Genomic DNA, 19404 nt, shown 5'->3' with positions numbered 1-19404 from the left:
GGCGCAGTGCACACGCTGGGCCTTGTTTTGTGGTTCACCGCATTGCCCAAAATTCCCTTGGCCGACATGACCGCGATCGGATTCACAGGGCCCATCTTCATCATGATGGGTGCAGCTTGGTTTTTGGGCGAGCCCATGCGCAAAGACCGCTGGATCGCTGCCGTCATCGGTTTTGCGGGCGTATTGGTGGTGGTGCTGCCCAAAATGACGGGTGATGGGGGTTGGTACAACCTGGTCATGCTGGCGTCGGCACCGGTGTTTGCGGCCTCTTTCCTCATCACCAAAGCCCTCACGCGTTACGAAAAGGCCGGTGTCATTGTGCTGTGGCAGGCATTGACGGTCACGGTTTTGAGCCTGCCGATGGCACTGCCCAACTGGCAGGCCCCCACCGTGATGCAGTGGATGGGCTTTGCCGCCACCGGGGTGCTGGGGACACTGGCCCACTATTGCCTGACGCGTGCCTTTGTTCTGGCCGACATTTCGGCCACCCAATCGCTGCGTTTTTTGGACCTGGTCTGGGCCTCCATCTTGGGCTGGCTGGTCTTTGGCGATGTGCCCAGCCGGTCCACTTGGTTGGGCGCATTTGTGATCTTGTGGGCCACGGTGTGGATTGCCCGCAGAGAAAGCCAGAGAAAGACCCCCTGAGGCATTTGACCAGTTATATTGGCCCCCTTCTTGGTGCAGCCAGCGCCTGCAAGCACACACCAAGCGTCGCGCCGACTGCCGCGCCGCTGCGCGCGCCTCGCAGTGAGGTTCATCCCGCCGTCAGCGCGAGGCACGAAGCGAGCTATTGGGGCTTGTGCTGTGCCGAACAAACCGGCTGAGCCTGGACAAAAAGCGTGTTGCTTCAACGCCAATGCGGTTTCGCGACCACCGTGACAAGCCTATCAGGGGGATTTTGTGATCGACATAGAACCATTGCGATTCGCTTGGTCCCAAAAAGGGCCCGACACGCTGGTGTTGGGCCGTTTGCACTTGGACCGTGGCCAGACTGCTTTTTTGCACGGCCCCAGTGGCTGCGGCAAGAGCACCTTGTTGGGCTTGTTGGCGGGCGTGTTGTCGCCTCGGCAGGGCCGTGTCTCGTTGCTGGGGCAAGACTGGGCCGCTTTGCCCTCGGGTCAGCGCGACGCGTTTCGGGCCGACCACGTGGGCGTGGTATTTCAGCAGTTCAACCTCTTGCCCTATTTGAGCGTGCTCGACAACGTGACTTTGCCGTGCCGTTTTTCAAAGCTGCGCAGTGCACGCTGTGCAGACGGTGGCGGCGCTGTAGCGGCGGCCCAAAATTGGCTGCAACGCATGGGTTTGGCCGAGACCCTGTGGGCACGCCGAGCTGACGCTTTGTCGGTTGGCCAGCAGCAACGCGTGGCGGCGGCCCGTGCCTTGATCGGTCAGCCTGAATTGATCTTGGCCGACGAGCCCACTTCGGCACTGGATGCGGCTTTGCGCCACGACTTCATGGACTTGTTGTTGCAGGCCGCGCGCGATGCTGGCAGCACTTTGGTGTGTGTCAGCCACGACGCTCAACAAGCGGCGCGCTTTCAGGTGCAATGGTCCTTGCCTGACTTGCAAGCCACAGGAGCGAGCGCATGAACAGCCTTTTGAGCATCGCCAGGCAAAGCGCCTGGAACCGTCGCAGCACCTTGCTTTGGGTGGTCATTTCGCTGGCCTTGGCCACCGCATTGCTTTGGACCTTGGAGCGTTTGCGCCACGACATCCGCAGCAGTTTTGCACAATCGGTCAGTGGGGTGGATTTGATTGTGGGTGCCCGCAGCAGCCCGGTGCAGTTGATGCTGTTTTCCGTCTTTCATATTGGCAGCGTGCCGCAAAGCATGAGCATGGACAGCGTGCGCGCCGTGGCGCAGCAGCGCTCGGTGTCTTGGGTGGTGCCCTTGAGTTTGGGCGACTCGCACCGGGGCTTTCCTGTGTTGGGCACAACGCCCGCATTTTTTGAGCACTTTGCTTATGGCGACAAACAGCCCCTGGTTTTGCAACAAGGCGTGCCCTTTGCGGACACGCTCGATGGCCTTTACGAAGCGGTGATTGGGGCTGAGGTGGCGCGCAAAATGGGCTATGGCTTGGGCCAAAGCATCACGCTGGGCCACGGCATGCACGACCACGGGCATGAGCATGAGCACGCCCAAGACGACAGCAGCGCAACGGCAGACGAGCACGCCGACAAGCCCTTTAAGGTGGTGGGCATTTTGGCCGCCACGGGTACCCCGGTTGACCGTTCGGTGCAAGTGAGCCTGAAGGCGCTTGAAGCCATTCACCTGGACTGGGTGGCGGGCACACCCATGCCGGGTGGACAGATTCCGGCCGATCAGGCGCGCAAATTCAACTTGGAGCCCGAAGAGGTCACAGCCGTTTTGGTGGGTCTGAAAAGCCGTGCAGCCGTGTTCAACGTGCAGCGTTTTGTGAATTTTTACGAAGCCGAGGCGCTGATGGGCGTCATGCCGGGTGTGGCGCTGGGCGAGCTGTGGGCGGTCTTGGCGGTGGGCGAAAACGCGTTGTTGGCGGTGTCGGCTTTGGTGGCCTTGGTGAGCGTGGTCTCGCTCATGGCCGTGGTGTTGGCCGGGTTGAACGAGCGACGCCGCGAACTTGCCGTGCTGCGCGCCGTGGGGGCGGCACCACGCCATGTGCTGGGCTTGCTCACGCTGGAGGGCGTTTGGGTCACCTGTGCCGGGGTCTTGTTGGGCCTGTTGGTGGCCCATTTGGGCATGGCCTTGAGCACCACTTGGTTGCAACAGTCGCTGGGCATCCGTTTGCAAATGGCCGCACCCTTGCCCACGCAATGGCTGCTGGCTGGCGCACTGGTTTGGGCTGGGTTGCTGGCCAGTTTGGGGCCAGCTTGGCGTGCTTATCGGCTGTCATTGGCCGATGGTTTGTCGCCGCGTGTGTGATGTGCGTGCCCAGCGCGTGCCCAGCATGGGTGTCGGGGCCTGCTGGGCCAGCCGATGGGTTGCTGCAAAATGGATCGAGTCAAAAAAACACAGGGAGTCTGAGCATGAAACCAACATCAAAGGGCAAGCCCATCTTCAGTGGGCAGGTGTGCAGGCACGCTTGTAGCTACGCTTGTGTTCTGTACTTTGCGCTGCTCACCGTGTCTGCACAAGCGCAAAGCCTCAGCGACAGCGTGCGCGACACCGTGCCCCAAGTCCAACCCGCCCTGTCTTCTGAGGCTGCGCCACTGGGTGCCAAGCTGCCCGGGCCTGTGCGCACCATCGCGTGGGAGCAGCTGATCCCCGCGGGCTGGGACCCTTACAAAGACCTCAAGGCGCTGAACTTGGAAAGCCTCCAAGACAACGACCCCAAGGCCCAAGAGGCGCTGAAAAAAATGCGCAAGATGTGGGACAACGCGCCCATCAACCCTCTGATACTGGGCCAAAACGTGCGTTTGCCGGGCTATGTGGTGCCGCTCGATGATTTGGCCACGGGCATCAAAGAGTTTTTGCTGGTGCCTTACTTTGGCGCTTGCGTGCACTCGCCGCCGCCACCGGCCAACCAGATCGTGCATGTGCTGCTGGACAAACCGGCCAAAAACCTGCGCCTGATGGATGTGGTCTGGACCTCAGGCCACCTGAGTGCCACCAAAACCGACTCGCACATGGGCGTGGCCAGTTACCGCATCGACGCCCAAGCCGTCACGCCCTACGAGGAAAAAAAGCGCTGATCAATCGGGGTTGGACACGCCCGAGACCACATGCCCCGAGGGCACATGGCGCGCTGCCGACTCGATGTGGCCGGTCTGGTCGTCAAAGAAAAAGTCGGGTTCAAACTCGCGCAAAAACTCGCCCTTGGGCAAGCCGCCCAAAAACATGGCCTCGTCCACCTCAATGTTCCAGTCCATCAAGGTGCGGATGGCGCGCTCGTGCGCCGGGGCACTGCGGGCCGTGACCAGCGCCGTGCGCACCCGCATGGCGGGCGTGCCCGCTTGTTGCAGCTGGTGCAGCGCGTGCAGCAGCGGCTTGAAAGGCCCGGCCAACAAGGGCTGTCCGGCCTTGTCGCTTTCGTGCTTTTGAAACGCCGACAAGCCCTCGGCCTGGAACACGCGTTCGGCCTCGTCTGAAAACAGCACCGCGTCACCGTCAAATGCGATGCGCACCTCGTGTGGATGCGCCTCAGAGGCCAGAGCCGAATGCGGGTACACCTGCGCAGCCGGCACGCCCGCGCCCAAAGCGGCGCGCACATCCGACAAATGGGTGGACAAAAACAAGTTGGCGTTGAGGGGTTTGAGGTAACGCCATGGCGGCTGGCCCCGGGTGAAGCTGCCGCGCTGAATCGGCAAGCCGTAATGCTGGGCCGAGCGAAACACCCGCATGCCCGAGACCGGGTCGTTGCGCGAGAGGATCACCACCTCCACCCGCTGCGCATCGGCATCGTTGAACGCCAGCAGCTTGCGCACCAGCGAAAAAGCCACGCCGGGCTTGGCCGGGGCCTCCAGGCGTTCGAGCTGCAGCTTCATGTAAGCCCGGTCGTCGCCTTGCTCAAACAAGCGGTTTTCTTCTTCAAAATCAAACAGGGCGCGCGATGAAATGGCGACGACCAGTTGGCCTTCAAGGGATGTGGGCATGTCTGTGACCTGTTGTTCAAAAGGGCAAAGCCTAACAAATGAAAGGGACTTCCCCGTCCCAAGTGCGCCGCGCCCTGTGAGGCTTGCGGTTTGCAGCAAGCGAGTGCCAGGATGCAAAGGCAAGCCTGCTCATCCACTCACTCGTTTTTTGAAGAAGGGCAAGTCTCACCAATCGACTCATGTTGAAAGCTGCTCGCAAATGTGGCGAAACCCTTGTCCAGCGGCGAAGCTGGCGGCTTACTTCACCCACTGGTTCAGTTGCATGATGGGCATCAGCACCGCCAACACGATCAGCATGACCATGCCGCCCATGGCCACGATCAGCAGGGGTTCGAGCACGGTGGCCAAGGCCATGGCGCGGCGTTGCACCTCGGATGACATTTGCGTTGCGGCGCGTTGCAGCATCACGGGCAGCTGGCCGGTTTGTTCGCCCAGGCGTGCAAACATGGACAGCAGGCTGGGAAAGCGGGCGTTTTGCGCCAGTGCCGTGCCCAGCGGTGCGCCTTCGCGCACGCGCACCAGGGCTTCCAGGGCGTCGGCGCGCAGCGCTTGGTTGGACAGCGTGTCGGCCGCCGCCTGCAAGGCTTTGAGAATGGGCACGCCAGCGGCTGTGAGCATGGCCAGCGTGGAGGCAAAGCGGGCGCTGTTGTAGCCGCGTGCCAGCCGCCCGATCAGGGGCAGGCGCAGCCAAGCGGCGTCAAAACGCAAACGCAGCGCAGCTTGGCGCATGGCCATGCGAAAGGCGATGGCCCCCCCTGCCAGCAGCAAAAGCATGAACCATCCCCAGGTGCGTACAAAGTCACTGAGGGCCAGCATGGCCAGCGTCAGGCCGGGCAACTGCCGTTGGGTGCCTGCGAACACCCCGGCCACTTGTGGCACCACCGAGGTGACCAAAAAAATCACAATCGCCAAGGCCACCAAGCTCACGATGGCAGGGTAGAGCGAGGCCGACAGCAGTTTGGAGCGCAGCACTTGTTGGTCCTCCAGGTCGTTGGCCAGTTGGTTCAGCACCACAGACAAATGGCCGCTTTGCTCGCCCGCTGCGATCACGGCGCGGTCAATCGCCGGAAACTCGTTGGGGTATTGCGCCAGTGCCAGGCCCAGGGTGCTGCCCGAGTTGACTTCGGCGCGAATGGCGGCCAGCAGGTGGCGTTGCGGGTCGTTTTCGGCCTCTTCGGTCAAGGCAGCCAAGGCGCGCTCGACCGGCAAACCACTGCCCACCAGGCTGGCCAGTTGGCGTGTCCACACCGCGCGTTGGCTGGTGCTGAAAGCGCGGCCGCCGCCGATCGGGCGTTGCCACCAAGGCAAGCCAGCCGCCGCTTCATGCGCTGAGCCCGAGGCAATGGCCTCTACAACCAAGGGCACCAGCGATTGCGCGCGCAACTGGGTGCGGGCTGATTTGAGGCTGTCGGCTTCGAGCGTGCCTTGGCGCATAGCGCCGTCGGCTTGCAGGGCTTCAAAACGGTAGGCGGGCATGGGGCCGATCAGTCGCGCGTGACGCGCAGCAGTTCTTCGGCGCTGGTGATGCCCGCATCGACCAAGCGCTGGCCGTCCTCGCGCATCAGCACCATGCCTTGCTGCAAGGCGGTGGTGCGCAAATCGGATTCGGCCGCACGGTTGTGGATCTGGGCGCGGATCTCGTCGCTGGCCACCAGCAACTCAAAAATACCGGTGCGCCCGGCGTAACCGGTTTGGCCGCAGGCCTCGCAGCCCGCACCCTGGCAAGCGGTGCAGCGCTTGCGCACCAGGCGCTGGGCCAACACGCCCAGCAAAGACGAGCTGAGCAAAAAAGGCTCCACGCCCATGTCGGTCAGCCGCGTGACGGCGCTGCTCGCGTCGTTGGTGTGCAGCGTGGCCAGCACCAGGTGGCCCGTGAGTGAGGCCTGGATGGCGATTTGTGCCGTCTCAAAGTCGCGAATTTCACCGATCATGATCACGTCCGGGTCTTGCCGTAAGATGGCGCGCAAGGCTTTGGCAAATGTCAGGTCGATCTTGGCGTTGACCTGCGTTTGGCCCACGCCGTTCAGTTCGTATTCGATCGGGTCTTCCACGGTCATGATGTTGTTGCGCGTGGCGTCTAAGCGTTGCAGCGCAGCGTACAAGCTGGTGGTTTTGCCCGAACCCGTGGGGCCGGTCACCAGCAAAATGCCGTGCGGTTGGCCGATGAGTTGGTCCACTTGCTGCAGCACACGCCCTTGCATGCCCACGGCCTCCAGCGTCAAGCGGGCCTCGCTTTTGTCGAGCAGGCGCAGCACGGCGCGTTCGCCGTGCGCACTGGGCAGGGTGGACACGCGCACATCGACCGCACGCGTGCCCAGGCGCAGGCTGATGCGGCCGTCTTGGGGCAGGCGTTTTTCGGCGATGTCGAGTTCGGCCATGATCTTCAGGCGCGAAATGAGGGCGGCGTGCAGGGCGCGGTTGGGTTGCACCACTTCGCGCAGCGTGCCGTCGATGCGAAAGCGCACGCTGGAGTGGCGCTCATACGGTTCGATGTGGATGTCGCTGGCCCCGTCGCGTGCGGCCTGGGTGAGCAAGGCGTTGAGCATGCGGATGATGGGTGCATCGTCGCTGGCCTCCAGCAAATCCTCTACCGCTGGCAGGTCCTGCATCATGCGCGAGAGGTCGGCTTCGGACTCGACTTCGTTGACCACCGCAGCGGCGGTCGACGCGCCATGCGCTTGACCGCCTGCATAGGCTTGGTGCAGGCGTTGCAGCAGTTCGTGCAGTTCGGTGTGCTCCCTGTGCAGGCTGTGTGCGGCAAACTTGCGCGTCACTTCGGACAGGGCCGAGTGGTCGCTTTCGTCGCACCAAAGCAAGTTCAGGCGTTGGCCGTCATCTTCCAGCAGCAGGCGGCTGGTGCGGGCAAATGCGTAGGGCAAAGGGTGGCGCATGGGGGCTCAGGGTAAACGGGTCGCGGGCGCAGTGGCTGGCATGGTGGGCATCACAGGTGATGCAGGTGGCACAGGCGTCACCTCAACAGGCGTCACCTCAACAGGCGTCACCTCAACAGGCGGCAATGGCGGCAGCTCGGCTGCACCTGCCACGGGCATGGCGTCGGTGGCCACAGGTTGAAAGCTTTGCTGGTTCAGGCGCATTTGCTCATAACGCCCTCTGCTCAATGCGTCGGAGGCTGCGCCATCGCGCACCACCACCGGGCGCAAAAAGACCATCAAGTTGGTTTTTTTGCGGCTGCGAGATTCAGCCCTGAACAGATTGCCAAACAGGGGAATGTCGCCCAAACCGGGCACCTTTTCTTGGCTGTTGGTGGTGTCGTCTTGCAGCAAACCGCCCAGCACCACGATGGCACCGTCGTCCACCAACACGCTGGACTCGATGGAGCGCTTGTTGGTGATCAGGCCAGCCGTGGACGAGCTGCGCGTGTCAATGCTGCTGACCTCTTGAAAGATCTGCATTTTGATGGTGCCGTTTTCGCTGATTTGGGGCTTGACCCGCAGCGTCAGACCCACGTCTTTGCGCTCAATGGTCTGAAAGGGGTTGACCGCGCCGCTGTTGCTGTTGTTGGCCGTGTACTGGCCCGTGACAAAGGGCACGTTTTGGCCAATCACGATTTTGGCTTCTTCGTTGTCCAGCGTGAGCAAGTTGGGCGTAGACAGCACGTTGGAGTCGCCGTCGGTCTGCAAAAACCGCGCCAGCGCGCCCAAGGCCAACACGCCATTGCGCCGCTGGCCCAGCGCCAGGTTGAAGCCTGGCGCCAGCACGGGCGTGCCCGCGGCCACGCCAGCGGCCAGGTCAAACACGTTGACGCCGCCCACGTTGAAGTTGCTGCCCAGCAAACCCACGGCGCTGCCGCTGTTGCCGGTGCCGCTCATCCACTGCACGCCAAACTCTGCAGCCTTGTCGGTGCTGACTTCGGCGATCAGGCTTTCGACAAACACTTGGGCGCGGCGTTGGTCGAGCATGTCGATCACCGCACGCAGCTGGCGGTATTGCGGTTCGGGGGCGCTGATGATGAGGGCGTTGGTGGCCGGATCGGCTTGGATCTGGCCGCCAGTGGATGGCTGAGCTGAGGCGCCGAGGCTGCCAGCCGCAGCACCCCCACCTGCTGCAGCCGGGCTGCCCGGCGCTGCACTGGTGGACGCACCGCTGCGCGCCTCGCCCGCGATGGCGGCGCGCAAGGTGGTGGCGAGTTTGGTGGCATCGGCGTTTTTCAGGTACACCACATGGATGTTGCCACTGGCCGCGCCCGGGCCTGCGGCGCTGGGCTGGTCGAGTTGCGCCACCAAGCTGCGCACCAGGGCCAGGCGCGCCGGGTTGGCCGCGCGCACGATCAGCGAATTGGTGCGCACTTCGGGCAGCACCGTGGTTTTGAACGAGTTGTCTGACTGGCCCTGCGCAGCAGGTGCGCCCGCCGCTGCGCCCGAGTCCATCAGGCGCTGCACCATGGCGGCCACGTCACCGGCAATGCCGTGCTGCAAACGCATGACTTCGACGCCCGTGGCGTTGGACACATCGAGCGCGGCGATGATGCGCGCCAAGCGCTGCAGGTTGTCGGTGTAGTCCGTGATCACCAAAGCGTTGGTGCCGGGGTTGATGTTGATGGTGTTGTTGGGGCTGATGAGTGGGCGCAGCACCGGCACCAAGTTGTTGGCGTTTTCGTGGTTGAGGTGAAAAATTTGCGTCACGATTTGCCCGCTGCTGGCGGGCACTGCGCCTGCAGACACCGTGCTGCTTTGCAGCTTGGCCTCGGCCTCGGGCACCACGGTATAAAGCCCGGCCGACTCCACCAAAGCAAAGCCCTGGGTGCGCAGCTGCGCTGCAAACAAGCGCAGGGCCTGCGCTGGGGGCACCGGCAGGTTGCTCGACAGCGACATCGTGCCTTTGACGCGCGGGTCCACCACCACGTTGGCCCCCGACAAGGTGGCCAAGGTGCGGGCCACGGCCTCGATCTCGGCGTTCACAAAATTGAGTGTGACGGGTTCCCGGCGCGAGGCCTTGAGGGCCGGTGGGTTGGCGGCGGGCTTGTCCGCGCTTTGGGCATGCACCCCGGGCGCGAGCCAGCCCAGTGTCGCCAGGCAGGCCAGGGCCAAAGCGCTGCGAGCCCGGCGGGCATGGTTCAAGGGGCGCATGTGGGCAAAGTCGTTCATGGTGTGGAGGTCTTGAATCGGTGGTTGCAGTGGAAGCAATGGGGTCTGAGGGTGAAACGGGTTCATCCCAAAGACAGCAGGCTGCGCGCGCCTTGGCGGCGGCCCAAGATGTTGAGCAAGTTGTCAAAAGCGGCCTCATGGCCCTCGGCGGCGCGGGCCTCGCCGGTAAAGCGCAGGCGCTGGCCGACCCATTGGCCTTGGCCCGACAGCAGCAAGGGGCCTTGCAGTGTGCTCAGGTCCAAGCCCGGCGTGGGCGTGCCTTCGGGGGTGCCGGTCAGGGCGACGCGGTAACTGCCCATGGGTTTGACGGGGCTCAAGCGCGAGTGCATGTCTTGCAGGTTCAGTTCGGCCAAACCTTGCATTTGCAAGCGCCCTTGCGCCCAGTGCAGCTGCAGCGCTTGGGTGCGCAGCTGCAATTGGCCCTCGACTCGCAGCGTGTTCCAAGGTGCGCCCAAACCCGTTAGCAAGGCGGCTGGCCAAAGGGAGGTGTGGTCGCTGGCCCTGAGCGTCAGGGCGTTCCAGCCCAGACCCAGGTGCAGGCTGGCGGCTTCGGTGATGCAACAGTCGGCGCGCCAGCCCAAGCGCAGGCCGTTCCAAGTGGGGGCCAGCGTCCAGTGCAGTCGCCCGGGCAGGGCTTGTGGGTCGCGGCTGCCGCTGCCACCGCTCAGCACCAATTGGGCCGAGCCTTGCCACACCGAACCCCTGGCGTTGTGCCATTGCACTTGGCCTTGGGTGGTCTGCGCCACGCCCCAGGCCAACCAACGGGCCGGTGCCCAGGTCAGCAATGCCATCGCCAAACCCAGCAGGGCACCGCCCATGGCAAAGCGCCATGCACTGGCGGCTGGGCCTTGGCTTGAGGTGGGTGCGGCGTGGCGGGCGGTCATGGCAAGCGCAAGACAATGGAGCCGCGCCAAAGGGCTTCACCCTGAGTCTGTGGCGGGGTGGCTGTGTTGGGTGCTTGGGGCTGAATCTGAGCGGTGGACGCGATCTGCCCAGCGGACCCCAAGGGCTTGACCGGCGCGCTGGCTGCGGGCGCTAAAGCGGGTCTGTTGGGCAAGGCGGTTTCGGCACCTTGCATGTCGGCCTGCAGGGGCAGGGCTTGGGCGTTTTCTCGCGCTTGGCGCAGCCAGCGGGCCAAGGCATCTGCCGGGGCCGCTTGCAGACGCAAGGTGGCGCGGTCGTCTTGCAGCTGGATTTGGGCGTTGGGGCCCAAATCGCTCAGGTTTTTTTCAAGCCATTGGCTGGCCTCGGCGCGCGAGAGGGTTTGCGGTTTTTGCAAGCTTTGGGCCTGCGCTTGCAGTTGCCGCATGCGCTGGCTTTGTTCGTCCAGTTGGGCCTGTTTGGCCGGTGCCTCTTGCCAAGTGCGCAGCGCCGGGGCCAAGGCCAGGCTCCAAATAGCGGCCCCGGTCAGCACCAAGCCGCCCACAAGCAAGAGTTGCTGTTCGCGTGGGCTGCGTTGGCGCCAGCTGCTTTGCCAGGTGTTTTGCCATTGGCCCAGCCAGGCAGGTCGCTGCTGACTCCCTGCCGATGTGTTGGCCGAGGCCAGGGTCGATTTCGGGTGCAAGCTGCTCATGGTCGAGCCTCCACTGCCGCAGTAGCGGCGTCAGCCGAAGCAGCCGAAGCAGCCGAAGCAGCCGAAGCATTCGGATTGGGCACCGAAGGCGTGCCAGCGTTGGCAGGGGTTTGGGCATTCACGGTCATGACCCAGCCATCGCCTTGGGCGCGCCAGTCGTAACCCAGTGGACGCAGGCTTTGTTGCAGCGCTTGGGCTTGCGCGGCAGCGGCTGGCCAGGCTGGCAAACGCAATTGCCCGGGCTGAAAAGACCATTCTTGTGGGGCCGCCAAGGTGGGGGGCAAGGCTTGGCCCAAAGCCGACAGCATCGACTCCAGATCGTCCGCGCGCAGCTGGCCAGAGCTTTGGCGCAAGCGCTCGACTTGCTGGGCCATTTGCAAGGGGGCGTCGATCACCAAGGTGGTTTGTGCAAAGGTGTCGCGCAACAGGAGTGCCCAACTGTCTTGTTGGATTTGCCAGTCGGCGCGGGTTTTCCAAGCCCAGGCGTTCAGGCCGACCAGTTGGCTGGCCAGCAGCAGCCACAAGCCCCACCGCGCCGCACGCCAAGTGGGGCTGTGCCAAAAATGGCTGGCTCCGCGTTGCCAATTTTTCAGATGGCGGGTGCGGGCGTTGGCCCGCAGGCTCCATTGCGCCAAGTCCCAATCGGCAGCGGCAGCAGTCAACCAGTGCTGCGCCGGGGGCATCAGCTGCACACTGCGCCCCAAAATTTGCGAGGCCAAAGCCACGGCCCCGGGCTCGGCTTGCAGCACGGCTTGGTCAAGCGCTGTTTCAGTCAAGCCGGTGCTTGCCCGGCTGTGTGCGTGCCCAGCCTCCGGTGCGTGTCGCGTGTCTGCACCCAGGGCTGATAAAGGCAAACTCCATACGCCAAGCTCGGGGTGGCAAAACCACATGCTGCCCGATTCGGCGTCGCCCAAGGCGGTCATGCTGGGCAGGTTGGATGCCTTGCCCGGGCTCAACTCGGGCACGATGCGGTGCACCGTCAAACCCGCTTGTTCCAGCGTTTGCAGGTGCGCACTCAGCCAAACCAGATCGCACACCGCCACCCAGGGTCGGGGCATGTTTTGCCAGTCGGCTTGCAAGGCCATGTGCAACTGGGCCGTGTCATCGAGCAAGCGGTCTTCGAGCAGTCCATGCAAGGCCGCATGCAATCGGGTGGCCTGTTTGTGCAGACCCGCAGGCAAATCCACACGGTGCCAAGACAGGGCCGAGGCGGGAACCAAGGCCACGGTTTCGGTGTGCCGCTCAGCGCTGGGCAGCAAGCTGGGCGCGGCCCATTTCAAGCTCAGTGGGGGCTTGCCCGATTCGGCCTGGGCCTGCGTCACCTGGGTGTGGGCGTAGGCTAGAGCTGGGCTGGGCAGGCCCGTCGGCAGTTGAATGATCAGGGTGCGCATGAGCGGGTCATTGTAGGGGCGTGTCGTGACTTGGTTACAGGCTTTGCTGAGGGCTTTGCACACGCCACAGCATGCGCACTTGGTTGCTCTCGCGCTGTACAAGTATGGTCTCTTGTTGCACCACGTTGTCGATGCGCATGCGTCCTTGCACCTGAAAGAACTGGCTTTGCACACTGTGCTGTTTTTCATCCAACAAGCTGCCGACTGGGCCGAGTGCGGTTTGGGCATCCTTCAAGTTGGCCCAGTGGCCGCGCTGGCGCAGGGCCACGGCTTGCCGGGCAGAGGCCAAGTCCAAGCCGGGTAGCACCGCAGACAGCACCTCGGCCGAGGCGGTGTTCAGGTTCACGGGCGTGGTCTCGGGCAACAGGGTGATGTGGTCTTGCAGCACGGCCAAAGTGCGCGGCGACAGCCCCAGCCAAGCCAATTGGGCCGTTTGTAAAGGCTGCAAGGGCGCGTTGTTGGGCACAGCGCTGTTGCGACCTTGGTCTGTCTGCTCCGTTTGCAGGCTGCTTTGCAGTTGCTGCGCCAAGGTTTGCAGCTCGCCCAGCGGCAAGCCGAGGCGCTCAAACAGGGCTGCAAATCGGGCCAGCACCGGGGGTGAAATTTGGCCATTCACGATCAGGTTCATCACGTTCATGCGCGATTGCGCGTCGGTGATTTGGCCCGACAAAAAGACCTCGGCATCGCCTTCTCGCCACTGCTGGTCTTGTGACAAAAAGGTGGACAGCTTGGACTCTTGCACCACCAAAGCCCAAGGTTCGCCCAAGTGGTCGGCCGCCGCGCCTTGTGCCGATCGGGCGTCTTCGCGCAGGATCAAACGCGTCCAGTCGAGCATGCCCGTCATCATCCACGCGGTCTGGCTGCGTCCGCGCTCGGCGATTTCGATTTCGACTTGCCGCCACTGTTGCCACAACGCAGCGCTGGCCAAAGTGGCCACCAAAGCCACGGTGAGCATGGCCGTCAGCAAGGCAGCACCGCGTTGGCGCAGGCGTTGGCGCTGTGCAAGCTGTTTCATGAGGCCGTCCCCGACAATGTGGGGTTCACCCAGTCCAGGGTCAAGCTGCCCGACCCGGTGGGCCCGGGGGGCAGGCTGAGCACCAAGCGCACGGCGTCCGGGGTCACGGCAGCCACGGGGCTGATGCCTGTCGAGACGACCGTATTGTTGCTTGAGTTGTTGATACCGCTGGCCTGGCGTGCGTTGCCGCTCGGGTTGACGGGTGTCACGGCATCGCTCGACAAGGGGTTGGCCCAACTGCCACCCCGGTGCACAAAGAGTTGCCAGCCTGCCAAAGGGTGAATCTGAACTTGCCCGGCGCGCGTGTTGCTGGTGGGTGTCTGGCCCCATTGCTGCGCCAGTGCCCATGCGTTTCGCCAGTCTTGTTGCTGGCTCAAGGGGGCCGATTGCCAGCGTTGCCAATCGCCGCCACCGGGGCGACCGGGGTCACTGCGCCAAGTCCAGGCCACCACACGCACGCTGGGCGCTTGGGTGGGCAGATTGCCTGCCAGGGAGGCATGGGCAGAGCGGCGTGTCAGGCGCAGCACTTGGCCGTTCCAGTCAAAGCTGGGTGTGCCGGGCAACTCGGCCAATTGGTCCAAGTCGGTCTGCCATTGGGCCAGCCCGGCTTGCAAAGTGCGGATGTCATCCGAGCGGTTTTGCAAGCTGCTTTGCGTGCGCAGCATGCCGTCGATCCCGCGCCACGCCAGCAGGCTCATCAAGGCCATCACGCTGATGGCGACCAACACCTCGATCAGGGTGAAGCCACGCGAGGCTTGAGGCCGTGTTGCCATCAGTTGCGCCCCATCACGGTGGATACCTGCAGCACGTAGGCCCCTTGGTCCAGCACCCGCGCATCGACGCGCCTGAAGTTGGGGTTGGGCGTGGGCCGCACCGACACCTCGACCTGCAGCAAGCGCCCAGCCTGCGTGCACTCCACACGGGTGTTGCCCGTGTCTGGCAATTGCCTGCGTAAACGCAGCGCAATGAGTTGGTTGTCGGCGCAAATTTGGCCCAGCATGCTCACGGTCTGGCGCTCGGCGTTGCGGCTGAGCGAGCCCGTGGCCTGCAGCCCCGCCATGAGTGCCAGCGCCGTGATGCCCAAAGCCACCAACACCTCAATCAGGGTGAAACCGCGCTGCTTCATGGTGAGGCCTTTTCGCGCGTGCTTTGCACCTTGAAGGGACGCAGACCGTCGGTCACCACCCACAGCCGCTGGCCGGGGGATTGCGGAGTCGACAAGGCCACGGCTTGAGGCTCAATCAAAGGCTCTGGCCCCAAGGTGATGGCACTGCCGGGCGCGGCCCGGGTGCTTTCGGTCAACCAGTTTTGCGGCAGGCCGGGCGGCGGCAAACCTTCAAAAACAAAGCTTTGCACTTGGCCAGACTTGTCTTGAGTGCGCCAGACCACAGGCAAGCCGCTGGCGCGGGCTTGAGCGCGGCCGGTTTCCAGCAGCACGGCCAAGCGTTCGGCATCGCGTTCCAAGGCGCTGTCGGCGCTGTCGCGCAAAGACAGGCTCACACCGGCCGTGGCCACCGCGATCAAGGCCAGCACCACCAAAAGCTCCAGCAGTGTGAAACCCGGCGATCTGGCCGATGACGCGGCCCATGGGCGTTTACTGCCAGCTGCCGAGGTCGGCATTGTTGCCCTCACCGCCGGCCTGGCCGTCTGCACCAAAGGACAGCACATCCACCTCGCCCTTGATGCCAGGGTTCATGAACTGGTAAGCGCGCCCCCACGGGTCTCTGGGCAATTTGTCCAGATACGGCTTCCAGTTGCCGGGGACGGGCTCGGTGGTGGGTTTGAGAACGAGGGCATTGAGCCCCTGCTCGGCAGTCGGAAAGCGCTGGTTGTCCAGTTTGTAGAGTTTCAGCGCTTGCATCAGGTTGCCCACATCGGTGCGGGCAGCGGTGATGCGCGCATCATCGGCGCGACCCAGCACATTGGGCACGATCAACGCGGCCAAAACACCAATGATGGCCAGCACCACCATCAGCTCAATCAGGGTGAAACCGCGTTGGCGCGCACGCGCTCGGCGGGCAGCGATGGAAAAGAAGGGAGAGCTGGGGTGAAGGGCAGGTGCTTTCATACCTTCAATCATAATCTGCCCATGTTTCAAAGTTTGTTTGCATCTGCTAACGCTCGGCGATGGCCCGCAATTGGGGCTGCATTGTTTTGGTGCGCGGCCACAGCCAGCGTGGTGTTTTGGGTGCTGAACTACCCCAGCGGCAGCGCAATTTCAGGCCCCTCGCAGGTGCAGACCGCCGACTTGAGCTCCTCCGGGCCATCGTCTGCCCATTTGGCGCGCGCCTGGGGTGCTCAAGCCCCTGCGCCAGAGGTCAACATCGCGCAAACCACGCGTTTTGAATTGCTGGGCGTGGTGGCGGGCGCTTCGGGCTTGGGCAGCGCCTTGATCGCTGTCGACGGCCAGCCACCCCGGCCCTTCAAAGTGGGCCAAACCGTGACCGAAGGGCTGGTGCTGCAAAGCCTTGAACGCCAAAAAGCGCAGTTGGGCGTCAGCACCGCCAGCACAGCCGCTTTCACGCTCACCCTGCCCAGCAAGGACAAAACCCCTTGAACCGCTTGGTGCCAGCGCCCTGAGACTGATTCGCAGGCCTTTTTTGCCAGCCAGGCAACACTGATCATCCCCATAGCGCTTGTCACCCCATCGGGCTTGCCATCCCCATCGCCCAAGTCATCCCGGGCAAAGGCGCGGAATTCAGTTCTCAGCCCGGCAATACCAAAAGCCACCGGCCTTCATTCGGCCTGACTTGCATTCAGACCTGACTTAAAAAGGCAGCGATCGACAAGGGCACACCGAGCGCTGAAGAGGGGACTGCAGACCCAAGTCTGACATCGTCTGGGTCAACACAAACGAGCCCAAAAACTCAGAACAACGTTGCCAGAATATTAATTTTGTAAATTTTATCATTACAAGGGTAAATACTGACAAATAAATACTTCTAAAAACTAATTTCAAAGAGCAAAATTGCAGGATCAGTATTTTTATGACTAAAGGGTCTTTCATGTTCAAGCAAGCGATGAAGTGGATGTTGCTGCCTGCTGCTGCGGCGGTGCTGGTGGCGTGCGGGGGTGGGGGTGGGGGTGGGGGGGGTGTTGCGGGTGGAGGTGCAGAGGAGGGCAAGGGTTTGCAAAACCCGTCTGCCTTCAAGTTACCTGAGAGCTTGAGTGCTGTACCGCCACAAGAATAAAAAAAGGATCAACGATGTTGTCTAAAAAATCTTTCTTCATCACCAGTGGTCTATTAACGACTGGCGTGATTGCAGCAGTAGCACTTTCTTCGGCTTACAAATCGGACAGGCAATATGAGGTCAATCGAGACTCTCCAACCATAGCCTCCGACATTATTTCAACCATGTCTTGTTATTTGAGCAAGCTCAAAGTGGAAGACGTCCTTGCGGCCTCTGGGAACGACAACCCTCCGGCTTATGCGGCATGGCTAGATGTGGAGGCTTGTAAATCAGCTGGCAATGTCGCCAATGACGGGTCCACAGTGACCCCTCCCAGTTATGAACAATTGTGGGTACAGCCGAGCAGAGAAAATGACGTGATCAAGATCAAGTTGTGGGGTAAAACCAATACGGACAGTGGTACCCGCAATGTTTACATGGCTGCAAGCATTCGTGGCGGCAGTGTCACCGCGCCACCCTTTGGCGATTGGGACCTCGATTGGTGTGTCGAGCGAAGGTCTGATACAGCGCTTCACCAACAGGGTGACACTTGTTACAGGAAGGGCCACATTCGTGTGTCCCCCACGGCATACCAACTTTTCTATGATTTCAGTGGGTCGGGTCAACCTTACACCATTCGATCATCAGGTGTCGTGTCAGCGGACCAACTCAGTGGTCAAGGGCGCTACATTGAATTGAGGAACAACAATGAAGCTTTGACAACGCAAGGTCATTTTGCTTTTGCTGCTGGTGCATTGAGCGATGTCACCAATGACGTTGCCAGTTGCAAAAACCCATCACGATCAGCGCCGGGTGTTCTGAGTACAGTGTGGGAAGGGTGGTTGTACGACAAAGACACGGGCGAAAAAATCAGAATGAATGGGGGTTTCCCGGTTCAAAATATTGCAACCAAAGAAGCGGGTTGGGCTGGTTTTGATGGTGTGCGCTTACAAGGAACGGGTAATGCTGCAACTGAGGGAACCTTCAAACGGGTAGGTGCCGGTGCAGACAACACCGTGTACACCGCATTTGGTTCCTATGGAAAACTGATCAAAATAACCAACGAGTCTTTAACTGGATTGGAGAATATAGATGGTTTGGTCTTGCGTCCACGCTTGGTTGAGGATGCATTTTTAACGGATGATGGGTTTAAGCCGAGAAATTCGAGACAAAAGGTCTTGATGTATTGGAGTCAGGCAGAGCAAAAATTCATTATCACACACCGCGATGCAGGGACAGCGGCGAACGAAAAGTTTGTGGCTCTTGCAACGCCGATAAAAAAATCAATTTCTGAGTTCTTGACTCTAATGATTGCAAGTCAAAGAAATGAATACCGCATTTGGGCTTGGCAGTTTGGTGCCAGCAATGACTTTGTGATCCATCTTGCAGACCTGACCAATAAGACCATCCCTGTAGCCAGCAGTGATGTCAAAATTTACAAGCTCAATCAATCCCAAGTCACCCCAGGCAATGGTCCTACGCAAGCTTTGTATTGTGTTGGCCGATGTCTTGATGAGGTAGAGGTTGGTACTGAAGATGTGCCCACGATCAAAGCTGATTATGATCGTCTGAAAACAGATGTGCTGAATGAACCTTACACCTATGACAATGTGTCAGGTGATTTCAGAAAAGATAATTTGGCTGTCGATTTCACCAAAGTGGAGAAAGATTGGCCGAGCATGTCTTTTGACCCTTTGTCGCCACCCAATAACGCTTGGATGGGCATGTTTGTCGAAGCATCTAAACTTGAAAGCATGACTTGCACCGTCAGCAATTCAAACGATTCCTTCTGTACATACAACAGGGGCTTACCTACCGGTAGTGAACGCAATGCCAATGGTGGAAATGGTGAGGAGCATATTGATACTTACTATGTTTGGGACACTGGAACCAACCGATGGAACAAATTTGCGGGCATCAAAGATCCGTCAGGTAAAACGGTTGAATTCACTGAGCCCCTGATCTTGACTTATCGGGCTCAGGATGACGCTGCCTTTGGTTCATTTAGAAACAAAACGGCCACCATCAGATACCCCGGTGAAGGCCGTTTGTGGCTGCCAGGTTCCTGCAAGAACGTCGGTGACCTGTCGATTCAAACATCAGCAGCTTGTAACAACCCTGACGGCACACGTTCCACGCACAAAGGCCTTGAGCGCTGGGTCCATGAATTTGTAGTTCCTTATGAGGAGAGCGACAAGGGTATGGTCAAGGGGGCCGACGGCACAGAATACTTGGTTAAATGGACTCGCAAAGGGACCTATTACCCAAGCATTGATTCAGCTCAATGCACGCCATTGGCTTCAACTCTGCAATCTGCAGCGCTTCGTGTGATGCCTGAATCGAGTGCTTGGGTCAACCCTATGAACCCACTTTCGCCTAATTTTGTTGGTCCATTCGATGTGAACTACAAATCAGAAGACCCTTTGTACATACATGGTGTTTTAAAGACCAATTAGTCGTCCCTGAGAAACCCCTGAAACCCGCATGAATGCTAGCTTTCAGGGTCATTCCCAATGTTCAAAACTCCCACATTGATATTCAATGGAGCCTGTTTTCTGGGAGTTCTTGAGGCCCATATGT

General features: G+C 61.1%; 18 protein-coding genes. 6 read left to right on the top strand and 12 right to left on the bottom strand.

Annotated features, from left to right (window positions below):
* The 4 genes from ACIQ39_RS12485 to ACIQ39_RS12470 form a co-directional block, all read left to right on the top strand.
* Window positions 1–645 (top strand): DMT family transporter (locus ACIQ39_RS12485; RefSeq protein ID WP_396434931.1); only part of this gene is annotated, 645 nt, incomplete at its 5' end.
* A 255-nt stretch (window positions 646–900) separates the two neighbouring features.
* A complete protein-coding gene (locus ACIQ39_RS12480; RefSeq protein WP_396434930.1) occupies window positions 901–1590 on the top strand; it encodes an ABC transporter ATP-binding protein in 690 nt (229 codons plus the stop codon).
* A complete protein-coding gene (locus ACIQ39_RS12475) occupies window positions 1587–2900 on the top strand; it encodes an ABC transporter permease (RefSeq protein ID WP_396434929.1) in 1314 nt (437 codons plus the stop codon). The genes ACIQ39_RS12480 and ACIQ39_RS12475 overlap by 4 nt, the downstream gene beginning before the upstream one ends.
* Window positions 2901–3004: 104 nt before the next feature.
* Window positions 3005–3670, top strand: coding sequence for a DUF3299 domain-containing protein (locus tag ACIQ39_RS12470; protein WP_396434928.1), 666 nt, complete (start codon window positions 3005–3007; stop codon window positions 3668–3670).
* Here the strand turns inward: ACIQ39_RS12470 and ACIQ39_RS12465 are convergent, their stop codons facing one another.
* The 12 genes from ACIQ39_RS12465 to gspG form a co-directional block, all read right to left on the bottom strand.
* Window positions 3671–4570 carry a 5'-nucleotidase gene (locus ACIQ39_RS12465; RefSeq protein ID WP_396434927.1) on the bottom strand — a complete coding sequence of 300 codons (900 nt, stop codon included), beginning with the start codon at window positions 4568–4570 and terminating at the stop codon, window positions 3671–3673.
* A gap of 237 nt (window positions 4571–4807) precedes the next feature.
* Window positions 4808–6046: a type II secretion system inner membrane protein GspF gene (gspF, locus tag ACIQ39_RS12460; RefSeq protein WP_396434926.1), complete on the bottom strand. Its 1239-nt coding sequence runs from the start codon at window positions 6044–6046 to the stop codon at window positions 4808–4810.
* 8 nt (window positions 6047–6054) lie between these two features.
* Window positions 6055–7461 carry a GspE/PulE family protein gene (locus tag ACIQ39_RS12455; RefSeq protein ID WP_396434925.1) on the bottom strand — a complete coding sequence of 469 codons (1407 nt, stop codon included), beginning with the start codon at window positions 7459–7461 and terminating at the stop codon, window positions 6055–6057.
* Between the two features lie 6 nt (window positions 7462–7467).
* Entirely contained in the window at window positions 7468–9675 is a 2208-nt protein-coding gene (gene gspD, locus ACIQ39_RS12450; RefSeq protein WP_396434924.1) for a type II secretion system secretin GspD, read from the bottom strand.
* A 62-nt stretch (window positions 9676–9737) separates the two neighbouring features.
* Window positions 9738–10559, bottom strand: a complete 822-nt coding sequence (gene gspN / locus ACIQ39_RS12445; RefSeq protein WP_396434923.1) for a type II secretion system protein N — start codon at window positions 10557–10559, stop codon at window positions 9738–9740.
* Window positions 10556–11248: a type II secretion system protein GspM gene (gspM, locus tag ACIQ39_RS12440; protein WP_396434922.1), complete on the bottom strand. Its 693-nt coding sequence runs from the start codon at window positions 11246–11248 to the stop codon at window positions 10556–10558. The genes gspN and gspM overlap by 4 nt, the downstream gene beginning before the upstream one ends.
* Window positions 11245–12639: a type II secretion system protein GspL gene (gene gspL / locus ACIQ39_RS12435; protein ID WP_396434921.1), complete on the bottom strand. Its 1395-nt coding sequence runs from the start codon at window positions 12637–12639 to the stop codon at window positions 11245–11247. Before gspL ends, gspM begins: the two co-directional genes overlap by 4 nt.
* A 34-nt stretch (window positions 12640–12673) precedes the next feature.
* On the bottom strand, window positions 12674–13654 hold the full coding sequence (gene gspK / locus ACIQ39_RS12430) for a type II secretion system minor pseudopilin GspK (protein WP_396434920.1): 981 nt from the start codon (window positions 13652–13654) through the stop codon (window positions 12674–12676).
* Window positions 13651–14427 carry a type II secretion system protein J gene (locus tag ACIQ39_RS12425; RefSeq protein ID WP_396434919.1) on the bottom strand — a complete coding sequence of 259 codons (777 nt, stop codon included), beginning with the start codon at window positions 14425–14427 and terminating at the stop codon, window positions 13651–13653. The genes gspK and ACIQ39_RS12425 overlap by 4 nt, the downstream gene beginning before the upstream one ends.
* A complete protein-coding gene (gene gspI / locus ACIQ39_RS12420; protein WP_396434918.1) occupies window positions 14427–14780 on the bottom strand; it encodes a type II secretion system minor pseudopilin GspI in 354 nt (117 codons plus the stop codon). The genes ACIQ39_RS12425 and gspI overlap by 1 nt, the downstream gene beginning before the upstream one ends.
* A complete protein-coding gene (locus ACIQ39_RS12415) occupies window positions 14777–15274 on the bottom strand; it encodes a prepilin-type N-terminal cleavage/methylation domain-containing protein (protein WP_396434917.1) in 498 nt (165 codons plus the stop codon). The genes gspI and ACIQ39_RS12415 overlap by 4 nt, the downstream gene beginning before the upstream one ends.
* Window positions 15249–15722, bottom strand: a complete 474-nt coding sequence (gspG, locus tag ACIQ39_RS12410) for a type II secretion system major pseudopilin GspG (protein ID WP_396434916.1) — start codon at window positions 15720–15722, stop codon at window positions 15249–15251. Before gspG ends, ACIQ39_RS12415 begins: the two co-directional genes overlap by 26 nt.
* A gap of 21 nt (window positions 15723–15743) precedes the next feature.
* On the opposite strand from gspG, the gene ACIQ39_RS12405 reads away from it, so the two are divergent.
* A complete protein-coding gene (locus tag ACIQ39_RS12405) occupies window positions 15744–16211 on the top strand; it encodes a type II secretion system protein N (protein WP_396434915.1) in 468 nt (155 codons plus the stop codon).
* Window positions 16212–16859: 648 nt separating this feature from the next.
* A complete protein-coding gene (locus ACIQ39_RS12400) occupies window positions 16860–19280 on the top strand; it encodes a hypothetical protein (protein WP_396434914.1) in 2421 nt (806 codons plus the stop codon).
* Window positions 19281–19404: the final 124 nt, after the last annotated feature.

Origin of the sequence: Limnohabitans sp., assembly GCF_044361645.1 — a bacterium.
In the GTDB taxonomy this organism is placed as follows: domain Bacteria; phylum Pseudomonadota; class Gammaproteobacteria; order Burkholderiales; family Burkholderiaceae_C; genus Limnohabitans_A.
This window is presented reverse-complemented; position numbering and strand designations above follow the sequence as displayed.

Coding starts and splice junctions, on each gene's coding strand:
- ACIQ39_RS12475 (WP_396434929.1), top strand. CDS start 1,587: ATGAACAGCCTTTTGAGCATCGCCAGGCAAAGCGCCTGGAACCGTCGC.
- ACIQ39_RS12470 (WP_396434928.1), top strand. CDS start 3,005: ATGAAACCAACATCAAAGGGCAAGCCCATCTTCAGTGGGCAGGTGTGC.
- ACIQ39_RS12465 (WP_396434927.1), bottom strand. CDS start 4,570: ATGCCCACATCCCTTGAAGGCCAACTGGTCGTCGCCATTTCATCGCGC.
- gspF (WP_396434926.1), bottom strand. CDS start 6,046: ATGCCCGCCTACCGTTTTGAAGCCCTGCAAGCCGACGGCGCTATGCGC.
- ACIQ39_RS12455 (WP_396434925.1), bottom strand. CDS start 7,461: ATGCGCCACCCTTTGCCCTACGCATTTGCCCGCACCAGCCGCCTGCTG.
- gspD (WP_396434924.1), bottom strand. CDS start 9,675: ATGAACGACTTTGCCCACATGCGCCCCTTGAACCATGCCCGCCGGGCT.
- gspN (WP_396434923.1), bottom strand. CDS start 10,559: ATGACCGCCCGCCACGCCGCACCCACCTCAAGCCAAGGCCCAGCCGCC.
- gspM (WP_396434922.1), bottom strand. CDS start 11,248: ATGAGCAGCTTGCACCCGAAATCGACCCTGGCCTCGGCCAACACATCG.
- gspL (WP_396434921.1), bottom strand. CDS start 12,639: ATGCGCACCCTGATCATTCAACTGCCGACGGGCCTGCCCAGCCCAGCT.
- gspK (WP_396434920.1), bottom strand. CDS start 13,654: ATGAAACAGCTTGCACAGCGCCAACGCCTGCGCCAACGCGGTGCTGCC.
- ACIQ39_RS12425 (WP_396434919.1), bottom strand. CDS start 14,427: ATGGCAACACGGCCTCAAGCCTCGCGTGGCTTCACCCTGATCGAGGTG.
- gspI (WP_396434918.1), bottom strand. CDS start 14,780: ATGAAGCAGCGCGGTTTCACCCTGATTGAGGTGTTGGTGGCTTTGGGC.
- ACIQ39_RS12415 (WP_396434917.1), bottom strand. CDS start 15,274: ATGCCGACCTCGGCAGCTGGCAGTAAACGCCCATGGGCCGCGTCATCG.
- gspG (WP_396434916.1), bottom strand. CDS start 15,722: ATGAAAGCACCTGCCCTTCACCCCAGCTCTCCCTTCTTTTCCATCGCT.
- ACIQ39_RS12405 (WP_396434915.1), top strand. CDS start 15,744: ATGTTTCAAAGTTTGTTTGCATCTGCTAACGCTCGGCGATGGCCCGCA.
- ACIQ39_RS12400 (WP_396434914.1), top strand. CDS start 16,860: ATGTTGTCTAAAAAATCTTTCTTCATCACCAGTGGTCTATTAACGACT.